A 22,646-nucleotide genomic window follows, 5' to 3' on the forward strand; every position below is an offset into this window, starting at 1 on the left:
AGCTTGGAACCCGAAACTTAAATCAGCTTTATTATGAAAACAAACAGACGACGGAAAGTAAGTCTAGCTGTTATCATGTTGACCCTGCTTTGTGCAAACGTCTTCGCGGGAACAAATGATACAGACAAAAACGAAAAAAAGAGAAAACAAACAGGAACGGTTAAGAACGACGCCCCTTTTATTCCTGCTTTTGGTGTAAATGTCGGAACCCAGGGCGTGGGTTTACAATTTTACGGCCCCATAGGTGGTAACTTTGGCTTTCAAGTGGGCGGTACCTTTTTACCCCTCAGTGCCAACATATTTGATCGCTTCGGTAGTTACGATACCCGTAACAGGATACGCGGGAAAGCAGGAAATGTGCGTGCCATGATTGAATTTGCCCCTGCCGGACAAAGCGAATCCTGGTGGAAGCATTTCGTGATCAGTGCCGGAGCGGCCTATTTTTACAAGGCCGATGGTTATATCAATACCATGCTCCGTGATCCCTATCAATATGGCGATATCCAGGTGCCGGTAGATAAAGTAGGCGAGATGGTTACCAATGTGTCGTGGAAAAATAACATCGCCCCTTACCTGGGCATCGGCTTCCGGAACATCACCATCGATGAACGCTTCGGTTTTAGTTTCGACCTGGGGTCTTATTATATGGATAGCCCGGAAATCGACTTATACGGCACCAGAATGCTGCAGAACAATCAGCATAACGAAGCCATTTTGAACGAGAACTTGAAAGACTATCGCTTTTATCCTGTGCTGCAGGTAGGCGTTTCTTATAAATTGAAATAAGCTATATAAAGAGATTATCATGAAGAAGATATTTACCATTCTATGTTTGGCCGCAATAGGCTTAACGCTGTCCCGTTGCAAAGATCCGCTGGAAAACGTAACCTTGAACATTACGGGAGACGTAATCAATTATTCTACTGTATTGCAGATCGAGGATGGCAATGGCAGTCCCGTCAACGATATACAGGTGAGTATTTCCGGCGCTGATGGCGATCATATTTACAATATGGAGGGCTATAAACAGTTCACCGTAGCAGAGGGTACCTTGGTCTTGGGTGTTGACCCTTCTTACGAACCTACGGCCGATCGGCCTACCGAGTTTGTTGTCGAACTGAGAAAATCAGGCTATTTAACCCAAAAGGTGCCGGTAACCATCAGCATGCAACAGGCGCCTGCTATCATTCAGGTGAATATGCTGGATTTGAACAATCTACCCATCGGCGTTGCAGTAAGCATGCAAACAGAGGCGCTTGTGAATAATGCGACAACTAGAGACCTTGTTTTTCAAACCAGACGCGAGAACTACGCTGAACGGATTACCACCGTGCGGATTTCGAGAGGTACACAGTTCCACGAAATAAACGGCAATCTTTTGGAAGGGTCCACTTTGAACTCAACATTGATTACACTCGATGCTGCGATACCCGAAGCTTTAGCGGTTTTTCCTGGAGGTTCGCTGATAGCTCGTGGTGTCAGAAAGACCGATGGCATCCATGCGGACGGTGTATTCAATCCGGCGGCGGTGTCGAACATCGACTTTACCGTAGGCGGTGGTGAGGTGCGTGGCTTTAGTCAAGCGATTAATGTGGCTATGGAGATTGATCCGGCCTTTACCAATCTACGTACCGGTGGTACCGTGCAAGCGGGCGACCAGCTGGAAATATATAGTTACAATACAGGAGAAGGAGTGTGGAAATACGAGCAGGATGTCAGCGTGAGTAGCACTGACGGTCAGCTCGTGGCCGAATTCGAAACGGACCACTTGACTTGGTACATGGTGGGCAATTTTGTGGAAAGCTGCAATACCCCGTCTTCATTTAATTTAACCGGCAGCTGGCTGCAGGATAACTTTAATTATCCCTTCACGGTGCGCGCGCTTATCGGCAACCGCGTGATCACTACCTTGGAAGCTTCCATCATGACCAACAACAATACGGTGGTTATCCCCGGCTTACCGGCATCGGGTATTACCATAGAAGTGGTGCGCGATGGCGAGGTACTGGCATCACAAGCCATTGACGGAGCTTGCGGCGCGGCAACTACCATTAATCTAACGCAGCCGATTGAAGGCCCTACGGTCAGTTTGCAATTGTATGTGCGCTGTCCGATTGACAATGGTATCATAAGTTATATTCCAACCTTTTATGTCTTCTATCGCGAACCCGCAGGTAGTAGCAACGATGGCTGGCAGTTGCTGGGCATTGCCTCCAACGGTTTCTTGAATACTACCAAATTGACCGCTGGCAATCGTTATGATTTCCGCGCTATTTGGGGCAGTAAAACACGTACGGTGTTGAATCGCGTTGTACAGGAAACAAATGAGGCCGTCATCGGTAACGGCGAAGGCGATATCATACCAAGAGATAATGCGCTCGACTTTGTCGCCGAAAACTGTGGCAATCAATAGCTTAAATACAATGATCTAATGTGTGGTTGGAAGGCGCGTTCCTGAGGGACGCGTCTTCTTTTATACCGTTTTATTTGTAGAATTTTCTTGAAATAGTTACTTTTAACTGAAGTACAGGTTCATTTTGGTCACTTTTTGTACTAACTTAATCAGCCATTGAACTCGTTTTTTCTGACGTGTAGAGATATATTTTCCGGAGGCTTTTGTTTAATGCTTCGAGATATGTGTTGCCGTGTTTTAAGCATGAGCCTTATATAGTTGCAGTGACGGTTGTTGTCCCTGCTTCCAAATGTTTCAATCACCTTAAAACCATCACCATGCACTCACAAAGAGTTGATCAGGAAGTAAAATGTCCGCGATGCAAAACTGCTACTGACTATCGAATACCACGCGCGAAATTAGTTAAATTGCTTTTTCCTTTTTTCAAGAAGAGGTATATGTGTCCTAAATGTTCCAATCGCTTTTATACCATAAATTAGCCCCTATCATTATAGAGGCTAATGGGTATGTGCTTGTGGGATGCGGTCGTATAGAAGAACCGTTTTTAACCCTGCCGGGGTTTTAAAGCGAGCTGACCAACTTCCTGCCCGTTATCGGCTACCATGGATAGCTGGAGATGCTCCTTATTGGCTGTTAAGTGTATGGCCGTTCGGGTTCCTTCTTTGGGGCCGCCGCCGATTACAATAGGATAGGAGTGATCAGGCTGAGCCAAGTGTACGCCATAACGATGTGTATGCCCACTGATTACTAAGTCTACCTGGTGTTTTTCAAATACGGGCGAGAAGACTTGCCTGCAATGGCTTGTCCCATGCCAGTCTCCCGAGTGGTAGGGGGGAATGTGCATGAGTATGACGCGGTAATGTGCCTGCCGTGCGGCAGGAGTTTGGAGTGCACGCGCTAGCCAAGCGGCTTGTTCTTCCCGAAAAGGATCGAAGGCCGCCATGCCATAATAGGCTTCATGGTCGTCTTCTTTGTCTTCACCGGTGTCCAATGCCGCGAAAAAAACGGGCCCACGGGTAAATGTAAAATAGGCTTGCTTATCGATGTTCTCGAAATAATCGTTCAGATGATAGGCGAAATGCCCTCGGGTTTCATGATTTCCTCTTACAAATAAAAAGGGCTTTGCCGAGGCAAAAATGGCTGTACATGGGGCGATGAGGTGGTCAATCAACTGTTGCTCGCCGTCTTGGTAGTCAAACATATCGCCATTTAAGAACACTTCATCATAAGGGCGGTCGCGATGCAGACCAATGAGCGCTGCAAAAGAATGTGGCCTGTCGTGTATGTCGTTCAGTATTAACATAGCCATCTCTTCTTTTTCAGGAGCTACGGTGGAAAAGTTAAATACCTCGCTTTGTAAGGTAGGGCCAAATACTTTTTTGTAGGCCTGGAAGTCGATAATTTCTTTGCTGTATACTTGGTAGCTGTACTGCTGCCCGGCCTTTAGTCCTGTTAACCTGATTTTGTTTACCGTATTGTTCGCTATGGCCAAGCCGTCTACCAGGGTTTGCTTTTTTGTTTTCTTATCGCTTTGTCCCTGCTCCCAGTATACTACCCAGCTATGGGCAGGTTTGTTGGTTAACCAGCAAATCGTCATGCCGTCTTCTGAGGGATGTTGAAGATAGGGCTTGGTCAACAATAAGAAAGCCTCTTCTGAATGCCTTGCAAGGACATCACTTCCGGTTAAGGTAAGTAAGGAAGTACCCGAAAGGGTCTTGATGAAATTTCTTCTTTTTAGTTTTGTCATGATCTATATCGAATACTTAATCAATATCCTGGGTTTTGTATTAACAGATTGTTTTTGTTGAGCTCGTCTCTAAAAATAGGAAAGAAATAAGACTTATCATTCCACGATCGGTCCTCAAATTTTACGTGCGTTATAGTAGGCACCGACGAGGTGGTGTTGTTGGCCGCTAAGGGATAGATTACGCGGGCTTGATAAGCCGGACTATAGGCTTCTGGCCCGATCATCCATCGCCGAACATCAAAAAAGCGGTGTTCTTCAAAGGCGAGTTCAATGCGGCGTTCATTTCTATATAGGGCTCGAAGAGCCGTGCCGGATGCGCTGGTAGCGGGTAGTCCGGCTCTTTTCCGTATCCTATTGATATAGGTTCTTGCTTCCTCTTCTTGGCCGAGTTCTAGACAGGCTTCGGCATAGTTGAGCAGTATTTCTGTATAACGGAAGAAACGCCAGGTTACTGATTGCGAAAGGTACTGCACATTGATGGCCGGATCAATGTATTTACGGCAATAATACCCGGTATAAGAGCCGTTCCAGTTTTCGATGGGGCCATTTCTGGTGTCAATGCCATAGGTTTCGTATTCACTGTTGTTCGAAGCGTTCCACCGCTTGTACACGCCGGTCTGTATTTTATTATCGGGATCTAATCCTTTGGCATCTGTCGGCCGCTCCCGCCAAGAGGCGCCGTTATATAAGAGGGTCGCATAGAACCGAGGTTCCCGATTGGCATAGGGGTTCTCCGCATGCGCGGGGTTGTTCCAATCGAAAGGTGTACCGTCTGCCATTTGGAACGCATCGACAAAATTGGCAATGGGCGCATTGACGCCCCAGCCGTAATACCCGTTCGGCGAGCTATATAAACCCCAGCGTTGGCCCATCACCTGGGTGAAGAACTTGACAAAGATGTCTTCTTCTGTATTGTTGGTTAGAAATATTTCGGTAATGTGCTGTGCAACCGAATCGCCTGCCGCAGGCTCTGCTTTATGCAATTGGTATAGATCGAGGTCAATCACGGCTTTAGCGGCGTCTTTGGCTTTTTGCCAACGTTCCGTCCGATTGTTATCGGTGTAGCCCAATAGTGCTGGCTCAGCAAATGAGGAGGTGACGGGGTTCGGACTGTGTAGGTCGCTCGCCGCATAGAGCAAGGCTCTTGATTTGAGTGCCAGGGCCGCGCCTCTCGTGGCGCGCCCGAGGTTTGACCCGCTGTGTATATCGGGTAGGAGGGCAGCCGCCTTGTCACATTCCGCTACCACGAAGGCAATACCGTCTGCATAGCTGTTCCTCGCCTGGGCAAAGTCGCTTCCCAGATCAAAGGGTTCGGTAATCAGCGGTACGCCTCCATATAGCGAAAGGAGGTAATGGTAGAGGAAGGCTCGCAGGAAATGGGCTTCTCCGGTCATCCTATCGGCATCCGTTTTTCCGTCTGTCACTTCGTTGGTAAACGGTATTTCATCCACTTTGCTGAAATAGATGTTGCAATAACGAATGGACTTATACAGCTCGTTCCATACGAGGAAGCGTTGGTACCCCCAGGCATAGAGGTTATCTTGCGTGGATAGGCTGTTGTTAAATTGTGTGGAGGCGCTATTCCCCCGGTAATGCCCTTCATCCACGATGTTGGCCGTGCCGCGTCCGTCTGTAAGTGGTTCATAGAGGCGGAAATAGATTTCGTTGAGAAAAGTTTCTACCAATGCCGGGTCAGACCATACCATTTCATCGGTAAACTCTTCCTGCGATGGCGTGTCCAGAAAATCTTTCTTGCAGGAAAACAGGGTGAGCACGCAAAAGGTTGTTAAGAGCAGTAGCTTAAGCTTATTTTTCATTGTCTTTTTATTATCAATATCAAAATGTGACGGAAACGCCTAGGTTATAAACTTTGTTAGCCGGATACGAGGTGGCAGCAGTACTTTCCGGATCGAAATCTTCCACGCCGGTAAACGTTAACAGGTTTAAACCGGAGAGGTAGACCTGAACAGCTTTCGCCGAGATCTTACTGCAGATGGAGGATGGCAGGTTGTAGCCAAGCTGCACGCTCTTTAATCGCAGGTAGTCGGTCTTCTGTAGCCAATAGGTGTTGCTGTTACTTCTCCAATACTCGTTGTATCTGTTCCAGGTGCGCGGTTTTTCTGCATCGGGATTTTCGGGTGTCCAGCGTCCTGCTGCATTTCTGGCCAAATAGTTTCCAATTTGCCCTTGCATCTCGTAGTAGTCGTTACGTACGGCTCCCAATGCCCATTGAAAGAAAAGGGAGGCATATAGGCCTTTCCATGATAAATCGGCGTTGAATCCGCCTATATGGGTCGGTAAGGAGGTTTTATCTATGCGAATGCGGTCGAGTGCGTTAATCTCGTTATCGCCGTTGACGTCTTCAAAAATAATATCACCAGGCCGTGCTCCTGCCCAATGCGGGTAGTTTTCCAGGGCTGCCTCATCCCGGAAGATGCCAATGGCATTATAATAAAGTCCGGTATTCATCGGCCGGCCGGTTGATTGTTGATAACTTGGTACGCCCGGTGTTTCGTCCCAGAAACGTATCTTGTTCTTGTTGAGGGATACATTGGCTGAAAGCGTGTATTTGAAGTCGCCACTGCCTCCATTGTATCCTACTTGGAACTCAGCTCCTTTGTTGATGACTTCCCCGATATTTTCGTCGGGCAGGGTTAAGCCGGTGGAGCCGGGAACCGATGCATTTCTTTCCCATAGGATGTCGGTCCGCAGGTTATAAAAGTATTCGGCCGATAGAACGAATTTACTATTGAAAAGATGGAGGTCCAACCCAAGGTTTGTTTGGTTGGCCACTTCCCAGGTGACACCCGGATTGGCTATTCGCGCCTCGTACAGTATTTTAGAAACTTCGCTTTCATTGAATACGTAGATATCAGCCGCACCTGTAGCATAGGCATAACTGCTTAGGAACTGATAGGGGTCAATGCGATCGTTTCCGGTTTTTCCCCAGGAACCTCTTAATTTGAAGTCGTTGATATAGGGCAGCAGCGGCTTCCAGAAGGGCTCTTCAGAGACTCTCCAGCCACCGGATACGCCGGGGAAAAAGCCAAAACGGCTTTCTTTTGGAAAGATATAGGAGCCATCATATCGCCACACAAACTCCAATAGGTACCGGTCTTTAAAATTGTAGTTGGCTCGTCCGAAATAATTTAATCGGGCTTCGGTACTGGCGGAACCACCGTTGTTCTTGTCGATGTCTCCGCCTGCAAAAAGCTGGTCAATTGCCGTGGAGACATAGTTCTTACGGAACGCATTAAAGGCCATCAAGTTGCCATCCATCCGTTCAACACCAGCCATGAAATTGAACTTATGGTGGTTGGCTAAACTGAAGTCGTACTTGGCCAGGGCGTTCAATGTTACCAGCCGAGATTCTTCTATCTCTTGGGTGAGTTCGGCATTGGAATAGCCTCTTTGTACACGACTCAGCACCGGGCTGCCGTCTTCCAGAAGCGATGTGCGGTCCCAGGCATAGAGGTACCAAGGGGTTTTCCAAAGCTTATCATTCTGGGTGCTTTTGTCTAATGCCGCATTTCCACTGATGGATAAGCCTTGTACCCAGGGGACTTGAACGTCTATAGTGGCCCGCGTTTCCAACACGGTTGTTTTGTTTCTATCATAGCCCGTCTGATTGGTGGTAATGACGACGGGATTGCCGCTGTCTCCATTATCGGCGGCTTCGCCATGTGGCCAGAACGCGGGCATGTTGGGTTTGGAGGCGCGTAGCCGATCCCAGATTGTCGAACTCGACTCGGTCGGATAATCGCGGTATACTTCCCTCGCGGCTACATTAACACCGTACTTTACATATTTGGATAGATCGCCATCCAGGTTGAGGCGGATGTTGTGTTGCTTATAGGAGGTGGCGCTGTTATTATAGATGGCATCTTGAAAGCGGGTGCCTGCCGAAATATAGTAGCGCAGGTTTTCCTGTCCGCCCGAAATGTTGAGGTCGGCATTACGCTGGCTGGCCCAATCCTTTAGGGTCACATCGTACCAATTGGTGTTGGGAAAGCGTAAAGGGTCGGATCCGTCCTGATATTTCTGGATATCCTCATTGGAATATATAGGCGCTGCCCCCTCATACGCTAGGATTTCATTGAGCAGTTGCGCGTAGGTAGCCGCGTCGGCTGCCCGCGGAATGACGGTAGGAGCGCTTTTCGCCTCATTGTAACTAAACTGTATCTGGGTATGGCCTGCACTGCCCTTCTTGGTGGTAACCATAATAACACCGTTCGCGGCCCGCGCACCATAAATGGCAGCCGAAGCATCTTTCAATACGGTGATGCTTTCGATATCCTGGGGGTTCAAGCGTTCCCATTCCCGGTTGGGAATGCCGTCCACAACAACCAAAGGGGCATTGTTCCCCAAGGTATTTGCTCCTCTGATGGTAATGTTTGAACTGCTCCCGGGCTCTCCCGACGGTGTCAACGCTACTAAACCGGGAATTCTGCCGGCTATTCCATCGGAGGGGTTCGTTGCGGGGGCTGCTGTTATTTTTTCGCCCTTCAAGGTGCTTACCGATCCGGTGATGTTCTCTTTCTTTTGTGTTCCGTAACCCACTACGATCACTTCTTCCAAATCTCCAAAAGCTTCTTTCATGGTGAAGTTTAGCGTTATCGCTTGGCCTTCGTCCACACGTATTTCGCTTTTCCGATCCGGGGTATAGGAGATAAAATTCGCCTCGACGGTATAAATGCCCGGCGGTACGGCGATGTCAAAGTTCCCGTCTTTGTCTGTACTGGTGCTGCGGGCTGCTTCTACTACTTTAACGCTTGCTCCTGCCAGCGGCGCGCCTTTATCGTCCGATACCTTGCCGCGGATGCGCCCGGCCTGTTGTACGCGGGAGAGGATGATGGCACCGGCTTTTTCGGTGTACGCGATCTTTGTTGGTGCAAGCAGACTTTGCAGTACTTGCGCTAGTGTTTCATTTTCAAAGTTTTTATGCTCAATCGTTATTTTCTCAATTCCCAATTCCTGTGTAAATCCGAAATCGATATTCGTTTTAGCCTTTAGATCAAGGATTACTTGATGAAGGTTGGTTCGCGTATAAGTCGCTGTTACCCTTTTCTCCAATGCTTGTGCATGCACAGGAGCGGCTTTTAGTGCGGGCATTGCAAGGGCGACTAGTGCATAAAGTAGGGTTGTGATTTTCATATACCACCGCCAATACGGTAAAATTTTCATTATATAAGCACGGTTGTTAAAACACCTGGATGTATACTTTTTTTGTTTACATTTGGTGTGTTGGTGAATTGTTTGATTTGCTAACTCGATAAGTAGCCATAAGGGTCCAAGCTATAGGCTACTTGCTGGATACAAGTGTCACGCTGCGTGGCACTTGTTGTCTTTTGTTCTTAATAAATATGGATACGGTTTCCCTCCTTTCTATAACGTTTGTTAATCATTTCACACAGCTGTTCCATGGCCTGGTCGACCGTGCGGGTTGTGCGGATGGTAAAATGGTAATGATTTTGCCGCACTTTTAGGTCCTTGCTTAGGAGATGTACACCATAGGTATTATAATAGGCTTGTGCCAGCTCGTCAAAATTCGCTCCGTCCAATACCACCGTGCCGTTCCTCCATGAAGAGCGTACATCGGATGGAACCGTGGATAAACTAGCGGTACTGCTTTTCTTGTCGTAAACCAAATGATCCCTTCCATTTAGTAAGCCGAGCACCTCCGCCGGATTGGATACCCGCACCTGGCCCGATTCAACAGTTATACTGATATGGTCGATTGCCTCGTAATCTTGTATATTGAAGGTGGTGCCGAGGACTTGGATAGCTAGTTGTCCGACGTGTACGTTGAAGGGAAGTTGAGGGTTTTTTCGAACCTCAAAATAGGCCTCGCCCATCAGTGTTATGTCGCGGTTTGCATGATTGAAGTCTGGCGGAATGGTTAAGATGGAGTTGGCATTGAGGTATACCACCGAGCTGTCGGGGAGGGTCACCTGTTTTACTTCCCGCACGCCTGTGCTGACCGAGTGGGAGCGCATAAGTGGATCCTCGTCTTTAGGGTTGCCGGCACCGTACCGGTATAGCATTCCGATTGCCGATATAAGGAACAGCATCACAGCAGCTGCAGATATCCATTTATACGGGCGCCATCGTTTAATGGGAATGGTCGACTGCAATGCGCGCCGAACAAGCTGTTCTTGGAAGGCCTTGTGGTCGATAGCATCGGCGAAATGATCCATTTCCGTGCCTTCCTGAAGAAGCGATTCGTACCAACGCTCCACCACATAGCGCTCGGCTGCCGAGGCGGTTCCCGCCTCGTACTTTTTTATCAAGTGTTTGAGATGTTCTTGGTCCACTATCTTGTCTTTTTACATGATAGTAGATACCTGAGAGGCGGGAAAGTATATAAAATAAATGATACGGAATGGTTAATTTTCTGTTAACAGCGAAACTAACAGCAAGGCTAAGGGATATCCAATATCCGGATGTCGGGCCAAAAGCGCTACCTTAATTCTTCTTTTAAGTTCGGTATGGTAACTCTTTATGGTCTGTTCTGCCAGCCCCAGTGCTTCGGCTATTTCACGGAGGGAGTAATCTTCGTTGCGGAGAACGAATATACGTTGCATGTTGGCGGGCAGTTGATGTACGATTTCGGTAAGTGATTGTTCGAGCTCCGTTACGGTAAGTATATCGGCAATCGATTCCTGCATTTGGTTGATGTGCAGTAATAATTGCTGCGTGGCTTTTTCATGTAAGGTAGAACGGGACACCTCGCGCAGAAAGCGGTTCCGTAACATCGTATTCAGGTAAGCTTCCAGCGAAGTGGCAACGTTTAGTTGGCCGGCACGCTCCCAAAGTGTTACCAAGACATCCTGCACGAGATCTTTGGCCATATCCACATCTTTGGTAAGCCGGACGGCCTTCCGAAGCAACTTGGGCGAATAGTGTTCCACTATTGATTCGAAAGCCCGAGCATCACCTGTTGCCAGTCCTTTTAGCAGGGCAAACTCCTCTCTTTTTTCGGACATTCTTTCCATCGAACGCCAAAAATATTTAAAGGGAAGTAATAAACTGAACAAACGTCATTATGAATACGTTAAATTTTCGTTGTGATCCGTTCCTGCCCGATAACGGTTGAGAAATGAGCTTATTTATAAAGCTCCGCGATTTCCTCGTCAACTATCCACCGGTTGTAGCGCCTGATTTCATCGAACTGTCCATGAAAATGCCATAGAATAATATCCTCGTGGCTACCAGGGTTTCTCCAAGCCATGCCCATAGCGGTTACATTGTAATCGTCATCGCCGTCCCAAGGCCGCCAATCCGGTATATAAGATTCGGTCAGTATTTTTTTATTGTTGACAAAGATTTCGATTTGTTCGTTTTCATCCGACCAACGAACAACCACATGATACCACTCGTTGGGCTGTATTACTGGTTTTGTTCGGAGTGCCGAATAATCCAAATAGCCCTCATCGTCCCGAGCATAGCCCCATTTGTAACTGCACCAGGTAACGATTTCACCTGTAGGGGCAATAGCCAATTGGTATTCGCCGAAGTTGATATACTGGTACGTGTTGTTAAAAAGCATACCGGTCTCTTCGAAGTCGCGGACCTTCACCCAAAACGATAGCGATCCTACAGCATCGCTAAAGCCGGCGTTCAGTTCCATGTAATTGTTGGTTAAGCAAAGCGCAGATTGAGGATTGCCGTGACGATCGTTCTCAAAGCTTGCGCCGTGCGTATCAAATGAGGTCTGACTCACTTGGTCAACGCTGTTGCCCGAAAAAGGAAAGTAATATACTAAGCCTTGATCAAGGTTTATATTAGGGGTAATTGATTCCGATCTATCGCAGGACGAAAGGAGCAGTCCCCATAATATAAAGCTCAGCATGAATGAGCTTGGATAACTAAATATTTTCATTATTGTAATGTTTTAGTAGCTGACGGCCATTTAGATAATAGGATCAAAGTTAGGGAAACGGTCTTTCGATTAGCATCGCTTTTGGTTTATGTGTTTGATATTGTGTTTTTTTGGGCTTTTGTTTCCTGTATTTTCATAGCTTTACACATTTGGTTGCCGGTTGGCAGTTGTCGGTTATCGGTTGTTAGTTATCAGTTGCCGGTTGTGAGAGTAGTAGCCGTGGCAGGAGCAGTAGCACGTTTACGCCATGGTCACTTACAGTCGTCACCCTGAGCAAAGCCGAAGGGTCTGTATGGATGTATAGGTTCGGATACTTTGATTCGAATCAGTTGAGATTATCGGGAATATAAAAATTTGATAAGCGGCTATAGCCGAGCTCTTCCTCCCGGGAAGGATCATACTGGGAGGCCTTGTGATTTACTTTACATCGGCGTTTTCACGACCGACGGTGTGTTTCTGTTTCGCTTTCATAATTTGTACAAATTTAAGTTCCAGCATATCCGCTACGTTATGCGAGGTAAGGGGCTGCGAATCGTAGGTTTCTAAACTGTTAAGTTCAATTTCTTTGGTTAAGGGATTCTCGGTTATAACGTAGACATCGTTTATCTGAATATACCTAATGTCACCTTTTTGATGAATGCTTGCATTCAAAAGCTTAGCAAGAGATAATAGCCTGATTTTCATGCAATAAACATACGAATTTTTTGATGCAATCGGTTGCATTAATTTAAAATTTAATTATTAAATTGTTGTGTTCGAACTAAACTGGCATTTTGTCTATGGAACAGGAAATAGGATTAAAACGAAAACGCCCAGCTTTTGGGGATGCTGGACGTTTTTCTATTTTTAATCAACCTAAACCTTGTACAAAGATAAACAAAGCTTATGCCAAAAGAGAGATCTCAATTGTAACATATTTGTTTTTTTCTTCGATTAAAAAAACGGTTAATAGCCTGGGTTCTGTGTTAAACTGTTATTGCCCGAAATCGCTTGCGTTGGAACCGGAAATCGCTTCAAATGATCAGACTGCGAGGCGCTATGATCCCACCAGTTTTCGCTTGTAAACATATTCCATCGAATAAGGTCTGTGCGTCTCCGCCCTTCTCCCAGAAATTCAATACTCCACTCATCAACGAAACGGTATTTGTCAAAGGTAGCCGCCTGTACCGGATTAGGGTCTGCGCCGTTCTCAAAATTGCGTTTCCTTACCGTATTGATAAGCTCTGCCGCCCCCGCGAGGTCACCACTGCGCCATTTGCATTCGGCTAACATGTAATAAACCTCGGTCAGCCGGATGACGGGGTTGTCTGCTCCCCAGCGTAAGCTGTTCTCCGCCAAGGTAGGGATAGGCACCTTCACTAAGCGGATACCGGTGTTCTCTTCGCCTTCCGACATTTTTGAGGGCACTTGAGATACTGTACTGTACTTTTTCCCCGGTCCGACTTCGGTGAAGCGGCCAACCTGATCCCGTAAAACAAGTGCTTGGTCTTTGTATTCCTGTGTTCCAACGATGATACCGCCATTGGGTTTTGTTTGCGGGCCTACTAAGAACATGCCTTCGTAACTGCCACTTCCCAAATAACGGTAAGCTTTTTTTCTTAAATCCCCTTCATCGAATTTTTCAAAGGGCGAGCCGAGTTTCCATTCGGTTTGGTAAAGCGTGGAATCCGGGCGGCGTGAGGGTGTAAGGTGCGCGCCGTTGTCTGCCGACATGTCTTGGTCGAAGTATTCGCGACTGTTATAGTGGTAGAAGTTGCTATAAAACCAGTCGTACTGCAGCTTGTTGAATTCAGAGGGAATTGACCAGATAATTTCGGGCGACTCATTGTTTCTGAAACCGTGGGGCCCGTTCCAAGTAGGGTCTAACTGATACGAACCGTATTGGCCATCAATAACCGCTTGTGCCAACTGCTGACATTCCGCATACATGGGTTTGCCGATATACGCTTCTGCATTGAAATAGAGCTGAGCCAACATGGTGGCCGCGGCCGCTTGTTTCAACTCGCCCGCCTCCCGTTGCCCGGCCTCTTTTTTAGGTAAGGCCGTCATCGCGGTTTTCAATAGCTGCTCGATGTGGTCGAATACCTCCTGATCGGTGTTACGCGGCAAACTTTCGCCTGCTAAATCATTGAATAAGGGCATGCCTCCAAAATAGTCGAGCCCGCGCAGATAAAAGTAGGCAACCAAGGTATTAAGCTGGTTAACATGTGCTGCCTGATCTTCAGCGGTCAGGGCAAACTTGGTGTAGTCTAACTTTTCCAGATCACTTCGCGCGTCAAGGGCGAGTGCAATACCCATTAAGGTGCCGCGCCAGGTTCCCCAGATCCATCCTTCGTCTGGTGTCCAGGTATGATAATGAAAGCGTTCATTGGTTCCGCCGTTATACCAGTGGGGTCCTTTGGTGGTAATGGCGAAGTTGTCGGCCGTCTGCTCCTGCAATTGCCAGCGGTCTTCACCCATATACCAACGGGCATGGGTAAATGGCCGATTGAGCGCGGCCAGAATATCTTTTTCGCTCTTGAAAAATGTTTCCGGAGTGACTTGGCTATAAAACTCTTGGTCGAGTTTCGTACAACTGCCTAAGAGTATTAAAAGCGATGATAGGGTATAGATGAATAGCTTATTCATTTTTGTCGTTTTTTATAGTTAAAAGCTTGCCTGTAAACCGAACATGAAGGTGCGTGTCCGCGGATAAACATCCAGTTCTTCAAATCCGGGCGTTAAGCCGTTGATATTGACTTCCGGATCCAAACCGCTGTATTTGGTGAAAACAAAGAGATCTCTTCCGGCCGCATATAACCGCAGGTTTTTGAAGGGACCAATCCAGCTCTGCTTAAAGGTATAGCCTAAGCTGATGGCGTCCACTTTCAGGAAGTTTCCTTTTTCGAGCCAGTAATCGCTTAATTGCTTTTCGCCTGTCACGTTTGCTAGCTCTTCATAAGCGCTCTTCAATACGTTTCTTCCCGTCACATTGGCGATGCCATAATACATATTGATCATGTTGAATACATCATAGCCTAACCAACTACGTAGGTAAATACTTGCATCCCAATTTTTGTAGGATAGCGAGTGATTCCAAGACAGCTGGAGTTTCGGGATACCATTACCGATGAAGCGCTTATCTTCCAGTCTTTTTTCGCTTGCAGGAACGGCTTCGTTGTTCTGGTTATAAAGCAACCATTGACCGTCGTCCGTAAAGCCGGCGAATTGCCAAAGGAAGAACCGACCGATGTCTTCACCCGGATAAAGCCGAACCGCTGTACCCGGTGATCCCGGAGCCGGAAAGCCTTTTTCATCTTGGAAGGTTTGGCTGCCCCAAAGGCTGCGCAAGGTGCTCTTATTATGCGAGGCGACGATGGAAGTGGTATAGGTCCAGTCGTTTTTATTGACTACGTTATAGTTCAATTCAAACTCGAAGCCCTGGTTTTCCATGCTGCCCACATTCATGGTCGTCTTATCGTGGATAGCCGGTGGTTGCGACACGCTGATGTCGTAAATAAGATTGTCGATCACTCTTTTATAATAGTCGAATCGGCCGCTTAACTTGTTGTTCAAGATGGTGAAGTCCATACCAAGGTTATATTCTTTTTTTACTTCCCAGCGGATGTCTTGGTTTTGGTTGTGCTTGACACCAAAGGTGCGGTTCCAGTTGCCGTCGAAGAGCCACCAGGTGTCGGCAGAATACATGCGGGACGAAACCTCGGCGCCAAATCCTTCGTTTCCGGTTTCCCCATAGCCTCCGCGGATTTTAATGTCATCGATAAATTCGAGATTGCGCATAAAGGGCTCCTCACTGAGTCGCCAGCCCGCCGATACGCCGGGGAAAGTACCCCAGCGGTTGCCGGGAGCAAACTTGGAAGAACCTTCATGGCGGAGGTTTGCGGTTAAGATATAGCGGTCTTTGAAAGAATAATTGACGCGACCAAAGAAAGCCGCCAGTTTTACCCAAGGATCTTTCCACGAACCTAAGCCGGCACGCCCGTCGGCCAGCCATGTGCCCGATCCCATGTCATGCTCCTGCAGTCCGTCAACCGGAAATTGGGAGTTTTCTGCCCAGAATCCTTGTCCGTTGAAATCTTGGTAGCTGTAGCCCGCTACAGCGGTGACCTGATGGTTTTCGAACCGCTTGCTGTAATTTAAAGTCCATTCCACGATGCGGTCATCCCAGCGTTTATATTCCTGTTTCGCATAGCCGTCGACGTTTTGCTCGCGCGACACGCGGTGCTGCGCCGAGCGGAAGAAGCTTGGGTGCTCAGTATTGTTCTTTATACCCACCATAGCGGTGGTGTATAGGTCTTGCGTAATATTCACTTTCAGCGTTGCATTGGCAAGGAGATAGCGGTATTGATTTTGCTTCTTACGGAGCATTACTTCCGCTAAGGGATTCCAGGTATTGTATCCGCCAGTCAGTACATTATAACCCGAAGGGTCCGAAGCATCGTAGGGAGAAATGGTAGGATCTAAGCCGATCGCAATGTTATATAGGCTGTTGTTTTCATCGCGGAAGTCTCCCGGTGCGCCATTGCCCGGGAAGTCGGCATCTACTTGGTTATAACTGATATTGGTGCTCAACTCAGCCCGGCCGTCGAAAAATTTGAAATTGCTGTTTATACGTCCCCCAATTTCACCACGCGCTGAGCCGATGGAAATCCCCTTGGCGTCGCGTTTAAAGAAGGTAGTATAGACGTTGGCATTTTCCGAACCTCCGCTGATGTTTACCACTTGGCGATGACTGAAGGGATTTTTGTTGGTCACCACGTCGTACCAGTCGGTCCGCGCCCCATTATCTTCTCCTAAACCATGGGCAAGGTATTCCTCCGCTGAGAGCACCTCCGGACGTCTTCGTACGCTTTCAACGAAGTATTCGGAAGTGAAATTAACCGTCGCCTTGCCGACTTGAGGCCGTTTGGTGGTGATGAGAATAACCCCGCCGGAAGCCCGTGTGCCATAGATGGCAGCTGCCGAGGCGTCTCGCAGTACGTTGATCGATTCAATATCTTCTTTTGCAACTGCGTTAATATCGCCGCCGGGAACCCCGTCGATCACGACTAAAGGTCCTTGCGAAGCTTTGACGGAATTTACGCCGCGAAGCTGTAAAGAGACATTGGCATTGGGATCTGATCCATTGTTCGACGAGATATTCAAGCCTGGGACCTTCCCTTGAATAGCCAGGAGTGGTGAAACCGTTCCGGCTACCAGGTCGCGCTGCTTCAAATTGGAAACCGCACTGGTGAGTTCGCGCTTGTCTAATGAGCCGTAGCCGACAACCACCACTTCTTCTAAGTTGTTGGCGTCTTCTTGTAGCTGAATAGTCAGTGTTTGCTGATCGCTAACCAGGATCTCTTTGGTGATGTAACCGAGAGAAGAGACTACCAGGGTCACTTCGGGTCCTGGTAATGCCAATTCAAATACACCGTCTTTGTCGGTAGAAGTACCGCCTTGAGCACCCTTGATTTTGATACTGGCACCGATTAACGGCACCGATCCCATAGCGCTGGTCACCTTTCCCCGAATGCGATGTTGTTGACCATTTTTTAGATAGACCGCGGAGGTCGCCGGCTTGTTTATCCGTGATGCTGCATAGAGGTTGTTTGTAACCAGTGCACAGCCAAGGATAGGAATGCTGCAGAAAGCAATCCATTTGCTGTTTTTTGTCATAAAAAGTTGTGTTAGTTATTATGTTATGAAAGCAATGTGCTTATGTTTTTGCTGATGGGAAACGGAAAATGGTCTAAATACGTCATAAATAAGGTGGTTAGTTTTATCGCTAGCATTTTTTGATGACTTTAATGAGCCAAACAAGATGTTATATTAATTTAGTTACGAAGCCTTTCTTTTATTTGCTTACTTGGTTAGCTTTCGCTTCGCAATATTAGTAAATTATTTCGTTTTCAAGAAAACAAAAAGAAACTGGACGGTGTGAAAGCGAAAACGTCCAGCTTTTGGGGATGCTGGACGTTTTTCTATTTTTAATCAACCTAAACCTTGCTCTTAATACACAAAGCCCATGCCAAACTTGGCTTTGTTGGTAAAAAATGCTCCTTATATCGAAAGGCACCAGCCAAGCACCTTGCTCTACTTGGGTGCTTCCAAGTAGAAAAGAATTTAAGCTAGTTATTAGCTGTCTACTTTAGACCATAAGCCGTAAGCGCGCTTCCATCTAAGTCATACTGTTCTCTCCGCTCCCCCGAAGTATCGGGGTTCGGTCGAGAGGACGGAGAGGGATAGCGCGTCATGTCGAACGGCGCGCAATGGAGTTGAGACATCGGTATGTATAAGCTTTAGGCCTTAAGCCCTAAGCGCGCTTCCATTTAAGTCATACTGTTCTCTCCGCTCTCCCGAAGTGTCGGGGTTCGGTCGAGAGGACGGAGGGGGATAGCGCGTCATGTCGAACGGCATGCAATGGAGTTGAGACATCGGTATGTATAAGCTTTAGGCTTTAAGCCGTAAGCAATAGACTATAGCAAGTTCCATACGGGATAGCCGTTGCCAAGCGGGTGCTTTCTCGATTGTACTATAAAGTAGACACTTGGTCTGGTTTTTTATTCAAAATTATTCGCTTGGAGCAAGCCGAAGCGATAACAAGTTGATTAAGAAAAGACGTCCTTATTAATATAAGCAATATTCCACGGTAATGCGGTTGCCCTGAGTAAATAAGGCGGTTTGCCAATGAATAAAAGAAAAGTCTTATTTTCGAGGCGAAGCAAAAGTAAGCGTATTATTTAAAAATGAACGTATATAAATTGATTGAGAAGTTCAGTATTTCTTCAGAAAGAGAAGAATACGGCTTAATACACGAAACGGTAGAAAAGGGAATTTACTTTAAGGGTACCAATCTCTGGATTCTAATTTTCGCCATTGTCATCGCCTGTGTAGGGCTTAATGTGAATTCGACGGCGGTTATTATCGGCGCGATGCTTATTTCGCCCTTAATGGGGCCAATTCTCGGAATGGGGTATAGCTTGGCGACCTATGATTTTAAATTGCTCAGAAAGGCCCTTACCAACTTTGGCTTCGCTGTGAGCGCAAGTTTGGCTACTTCCACTTTGTACTTCCTTCTCACGCCACTCAGCGAGGCCCATTCGGAATTGCTGGCCCGTACCCAACCTAATATATACGACGTTATTATTGCGATGGTTGGTGGTTTGGCTGGTATTGTTGCGCTTTCCAGCAAGCAAAAAGGGAACGTTATTCCCGGCGCGGCCATTGCAACGGCGTTAATGCCGCCTCTTTGTACTGCGGGTTACGGTTTATCGACTGCCAATTGGTCATATTTTTTCGGTGCTTTTTATCTTTTTACGATCAATACGGTTTTTATTGCGGCGGCAACTTTGGTAACCGTACGTTTTCTTAAGTATCCCATATGGCATCAAACCGAGGAAGGACTAAAACAACGCGCTAACATGTGGGTCAGCATCATTGTCACCATTACGATCATTCCAAGTATTTATTTTGGCTATGTCTTAGTGCAACGGGAGAAATTTAAACAAGAAGCGGCCAGGTTTATCAAAAACGAAACTTATATAGAAGGGGATTATTTGCTCAAGTCGGATATCGATCCATTGGAACAAAGTATCCACTTGACCTATGGAGGCAAGCTGATTCCTGAAACTGCAAAGGCTCAGCTACAGGAGAGGCTGAAAAACTATGCGCTCACTGGAGCGAAAGTTTCTATTCAGCAGGGATTCTCCTTTTCAGAAGTAGGGGACGATCTATTGGAGTTGACCCAGCAGCAGGCGGAAATCAATCGCTTACGGTCGGAACTTTCCTTGAATTTGCGGCGCCAGGATAGTTTGCAGCAGAAAAATAGGCTCGGACAGCAATTATTGAAGGAACTGAAGCCAATGTTTCCGGAAGTGCAGGCTTGTGCGACTGCCGAGCAGATCTTTTACAGCGATTCGCTAAAAGTGTATCGCTATCACTCGCTTACGCTGCAAAGTCGGGATGTGAAAAAAACCTCGGCCAGCAAGGCACGTATAACGGATTGGTACCGCAATCGCTTGCAAGAAGATTCGGTTCAGGTTTACATTGAAAAAGCCTTTTGATACAGCCTCGCGTCCGCAATGAACGAGTACAACAGTGAAGCTGTATAGTTTTTAGTCACTTAAAAACAGTGAAAAGGTCACCTGTGTAATAAACGCTTACCGCCTATAGCGTAGAGCTACAATTACAAAAACGAAAAGGTCCAGCTTTTGGGGATGCCGGACCTTTTCTTATTTTTAATCAACCTAAACCTACCGATAAATATACAAAGCCCGTGCCAAAAAATGAAATGGTGACACTTGTCCTTAATCGTTTATACGCGTCGCTTTGAATGTTCCATTGGGTTGGATGGCATACAGCGCGGAAACTTTACCTGTTTTCGGATCAGTCTCGAAGCGGACGGAAAAACCATTTAGTATTTTTAGTTTAAATAAGTGATCGCCCTGTGGTATCGTTTCATAGTTAGTTTGGCCCGGTACATCCATAAAAATTATTCCTTTATCCACGGTAATTTTAACCCGCATGCCTGCGACTTCATAGGTGCCAACATAAGCTTGCAATTGCTCGTCGCCTATCGTCACCGGGTTAGCTTCACGCTTAAAAACGACGGGTTCGCCGGAAGGATCGTTCAGATCCAATGTGGCGGAAACAATACGCCCCTCTAAACCTGTCTGGAAATTGATTTTAAATTGACCGTCGGAAGTGTCGGCTAAGCCATTCTTAATTTGTTTAAAGTCGAACACGTCATAATGATAATGGCTGAGCCATAAGCTGTCTTGTGTTAAGTGCGTTTTCAATGTGTCTTTATCAATGGAGATGTGAAACCGACCATAAGCGTCGTTTTGATACATGCCCGTGTAATCGCCTAAGCTGTGCGAAGGTTTGGTTCCCTGAACGCGAGCCATGTCTTTTTCCTTTTTCGGCGTGTCTTTCAGGGTGCTATCCTGTTTTACACTTTTTGTGTTCCAATTATCTTTAGATAAATTTAAAAATCGGTCTGCCAGCGAATTACGGATTACATCGGGAGCTGCTGATCCATTTTGATTGGTCAGCACCACAATGCCGAGTTTATCGCTCGGAAAGAAACAAACGCTCGCGGAAAAACCATCTATATTGCCTCCATGCTCTACCCGGTAATGGCCTTTGTAGGAGCTAAGCATCCATCCTAGGCCATAGTTGCTCATATGGATATCGGGATGTTCAGCACCGGGCAATCCGCTGCCTATGACCATTTGCGAACTGGCTGCATCCCGGATGTAAGACTTGGACAGCAATGTGTCCTTGCCATAGGTTCCTCCGTTAATCCACAATTTTAACCAATTGGCCAGCTCTAGAACCGAGCTATTGATACTTCCCGCAGGCCCCATTCCTTTGAGATTATAGTACGGAATTTTTTTGATCGAATCGTTTTCGGTAACGGTGTACCCTAAGGAAGCATTCGTGTCAACCGCCATTTCGTTGATGCTGAAATTTGAGCGCTTCATGCCGAGGGGAATAAAGAAATGTTGGTTGACATTCTCTTCCCAGGTCTTTCCCGTCATCCGCTCAGCAATCATGCCTTGTGCCAGGTACATAAAGTTGTTGTACTGCCATTTCGTCCGCAAGTCAGCCGTCGGTTTCATAAAGGCCACTCTTTGTAGCAGGCTGTCGCGCCTCATGCTATTAAAGATGTACCAGGAGAAGTCGTAGCGTGTTATTCCCGTGCGGTGGGTCATTAGGTCGCGTACCGTCACCTGCGCTTCGCGGCCATCCTGAAAATGGAGTTGCGGTAGGTGTTTCCCTATCTTATCGTCCAGTGATAGGCTGTCGCCGAAAAGCTTAGCCACTAAAGCCGCTGTAAAAGCTTTACTGGAAGAACCAATGGCATAGAGCGTATTGGGTGTGGCTGGCAAGCGCTTTTCATAGTCCCGATAGCCAAAACCTTTAGAGTAGATTAGGCTATCGCCTTGTACAACCGCCACTGAAAAGCCAGCCAAGCGATAATCCCTTAGCACTTTATTGAAAATAGAATCGATGTCCGTCAGGCGCTTGTCGGTTGTTTGATTTTGCGCAAAAACGAGCGAACATAAACAAGTAAATAAGAGACTGAGTAGATTTAGGCGCATAAGTATATATATGATTTTGTAGTGTAAATTTATATGTAATTATATGAGATTATAAATATAGGAAAAAATCCATTGCCCGCTGTCCGTCGCTAAAGCTTATTGTATACAGACCCTTCGGCTTTGCTCAGGGTGACGAGTAGCGTACTACCCATGTTGGCTACTGCTCCTGTCACGGCTACTACTCTGGCACTGGCAACCCACAACTGGCAACTGATAACCAATAACACATATTGATGTCTCAACTTCATTACATTACGTTCGACATGACGGAAGCGTTCCCGATTATTAAGGAGCCTACCGGGAGGAGGGCGGCATATAGCTTTCGCTTAAAACTTACTATTTAAAACTGAAGCCTAGGTCGGTTTCGGTTCTTCGGAACGCTTATTTCAAAGTGAAAGTCAAAAGTCTGTCGCTAAAGCTTATTGTATACAGACCCTTCGGCTTTGCTCAGGGTGACGAGTAGCGTAGTACCCATGCTGGCTACTGCTCCTGCCACGGTTACCACTCTACCACTCG

The 22,646-nt window shown here is 46.9% G+C and carries 15 protein-coding genes; 3 read left to right on the plus strand and 12 right to left on the minus strand.

What is annotated here, in order from left to right; translation table 11 throughout:
- Positions 1-33: 33 nt before the first annotated feature.
- Together EPX21_RS12600 and EPX21_RS12605 are read left to right on the plus strand one after the other, a co-directional pair.
- A complete protein-coding gene (locus tag EPX21_RS12600) occupies positions 34-786 on the plus strand; it encodes a hypothetical protein (protein WP_134090048.1) in 753 nt (250 codons plus the stop codon).
- Between the two features lie 19 nt (positions 787-805).
- A complete protein-coding gene (locus EPX21_RS12605) occupies positions 806-2,413 on the plus strand; it encodes a hypothetical protein (protein ID WP_134090049.1) in 1,608 nt (535 codons plus the stop codon).
- A 544-nt stretch (positions 2,414-2,957) separates the two neighbouring features.
- Here the strand turns inward: EPX21_RS12605 and EPX21_RS12610 are convergent.
- From EPX21_RS12610 to EPX21_RS22695, 10 genes are all read right to left on the minus strand, one after another.
- Positions 2,958-4,160 carry a metallophosphoesterase gene (locus EPX21_RS12610; protein ID WP_240768678.1) on the minus strand — a complete coding sequence of 401 codons (1,203 nt, stop codon included), beginning with the start codon at positions 4,158-4,160 and terminating at the stop codon, positions 2,958-2,960.
- 20 nt (positions 4,161-4,180) lie between these two features.
- On the minus strand, positions 4,181-5,977 hold the full coding sequence (locus EPX21_RS12615; RefSeq protein WP_240768679.1) for a RagB/SusD family nutrient uptake outer membrane protein: 1,797 nt from the start codon (positions 5,975-5,977) through the stop codon (positions 4,181-4,183).
- A gap of 19 nt (positions 5,978-5,996) precedes the next feature.
- Positions 5,997-9,344, minus strand: a complete 3,348-nt coding sequence (locus EPX21_RS12620) for a TonB-dependent receptor (protein WP_240768680.1) — start codon at positions 9,342-9,344, stop codon at positions 5,997-5,999.
- A 170-nt stretch (positions 9,345-9,514) separates the two neighbouring features.
- Positions 9,515-10,474, minus strand: coding sequence for a FecR family protein (locus tag EPX21_RS12625; protein ID WP_134090051.1), 960 nt, complete (start codon positions 10,472-10,474; stop codon positions 9,515-9,517).
- Positions 10,475-10,546: 72 nt separating this feature from the next.
- Complete coding sequence (locus tag EPX21_RS12630) at positions 10,547-11,155, minus strand: RNA polymerase sigma factor (protein WP_134090052.1); 609 nt, start codon at positions 11,153-11,155, stop codon at positions 10,547-10,549.
- 110 nt (positions 11,156-11,265) lie between these two features.
- Positions 11,266-12,042 (minus strand): LamG-like jellyroll fold domain-containing protein, encoded by a 777-nt coding sequence (locus EPX21_RS12635; RefSeq protein WP_134090053.1) that lies wholly within the window; start codon positions 12,040-12,042, stop codon positions 11,266-11,268.
- Positions 12,043-12,459: 417 nt separating this feature from the next.
- Complete coding sequence (locus tag EPX21_RS12640; protein ID WP_134090054.1) at positions 12,460-12,726, minus strand: hypothetical protein; 267 nt, start codon at positions 12,724-12,726, stop codon at positions 12,460-12,462.
- Positions 12,727-12,987: 261 nt separating this feature from the next.
- Positions 12,988-14,670: a RagB/SusD family nutrient uptake outer membrane protein gene (locus EPX21_RS12645; protein ID WP_134090055.1), complete on the minus strand. Its 1,683-nt coding sequence runs from the start codon at positions 14,668-14,670 to the stop codon at positions 12,988-12,990.
- 18 nt (positions 14,671-14,688) lie between these two features.
- Positions 14,689-17,700 carry a SusC/RagA family TonB-linked outer membrane protein gene (locus EPX21_RS12650; protein ID WP_134090056.1) on the minus strand — a complete coding sequence of 1,004 codons (3,012 nt, stop codon included), beginning with the start codon at positions 17,698-17,700 and terminating at the stop codon, positions 14,689-14,691.
- Between the two features lie 467 nt (positions 17,701-18,167).
- Positions 18,168-18,308 carry a hypothetical protein gene (locus tag EPX21_RS22695; RefSeq protein WP_166670750.1) on the minus strand — a complete coding sequence of 47 codons (141 nt, stop codon included), beginning with the start codon at positions 18,306-18,308 and terminating at the stop codon, positions 18,168-18,170.
- Positions 18,309-18,770: 462 nt separating this feature from the next.
- On the opposite strand from EPX21_RS22695, the gene EPX21_RS12655 reads away from it, so the two are divergent.
- Entirely contained in the window at positions 18,771-20,087 is a 1,317-nt protein-coding gene (locus EPX21_RS12655) for a DUF389 domain-containing protein (RefSeq protein WP_134090057.1), read from the plus strand.
- Between the two features lie 243 nt (positions 20,088-20,330).
- Here the strand turns inward: EPX21_RS12655 and EPX21_RS12660 are convergent, their stop codons facing one another.
- The gene (locus EPX21_RS12660; RefSeq protein ID WP_134090058.1) at positions 20,331-22,130 is read right to left on the minus strand and encodes a serine hydrolase; all 1,800 of its coding nucleotides are present in this window, start codon (positions 22,128-22,130) and stop codon (positions 20,331-20,333) included.
- 89 nt (positions 22,131-22,219) lie between these two features.
- Complete coding sequence (locus EPX21_RS22700; protein ID WP_166670751.1) at positions 22,220-22,378, minus strand: hypothetical protein; 159 nt, start codon at positions 22,376-22,378, stop codon at positions 22,220-22,222.
- Between the last annotated feature and the right edge of the window lie 268 nt (positions 22,379-22,646).

It is taken from the genome of Olivibacter sp. XZL3, assembly GCF_004368405.1.
Taxonomy (GTDB): Bacteria; Bacteroidota; Bacteroidia; order Sphingobacteriales; family Sphingobacteriaceae; genus Olivibacter.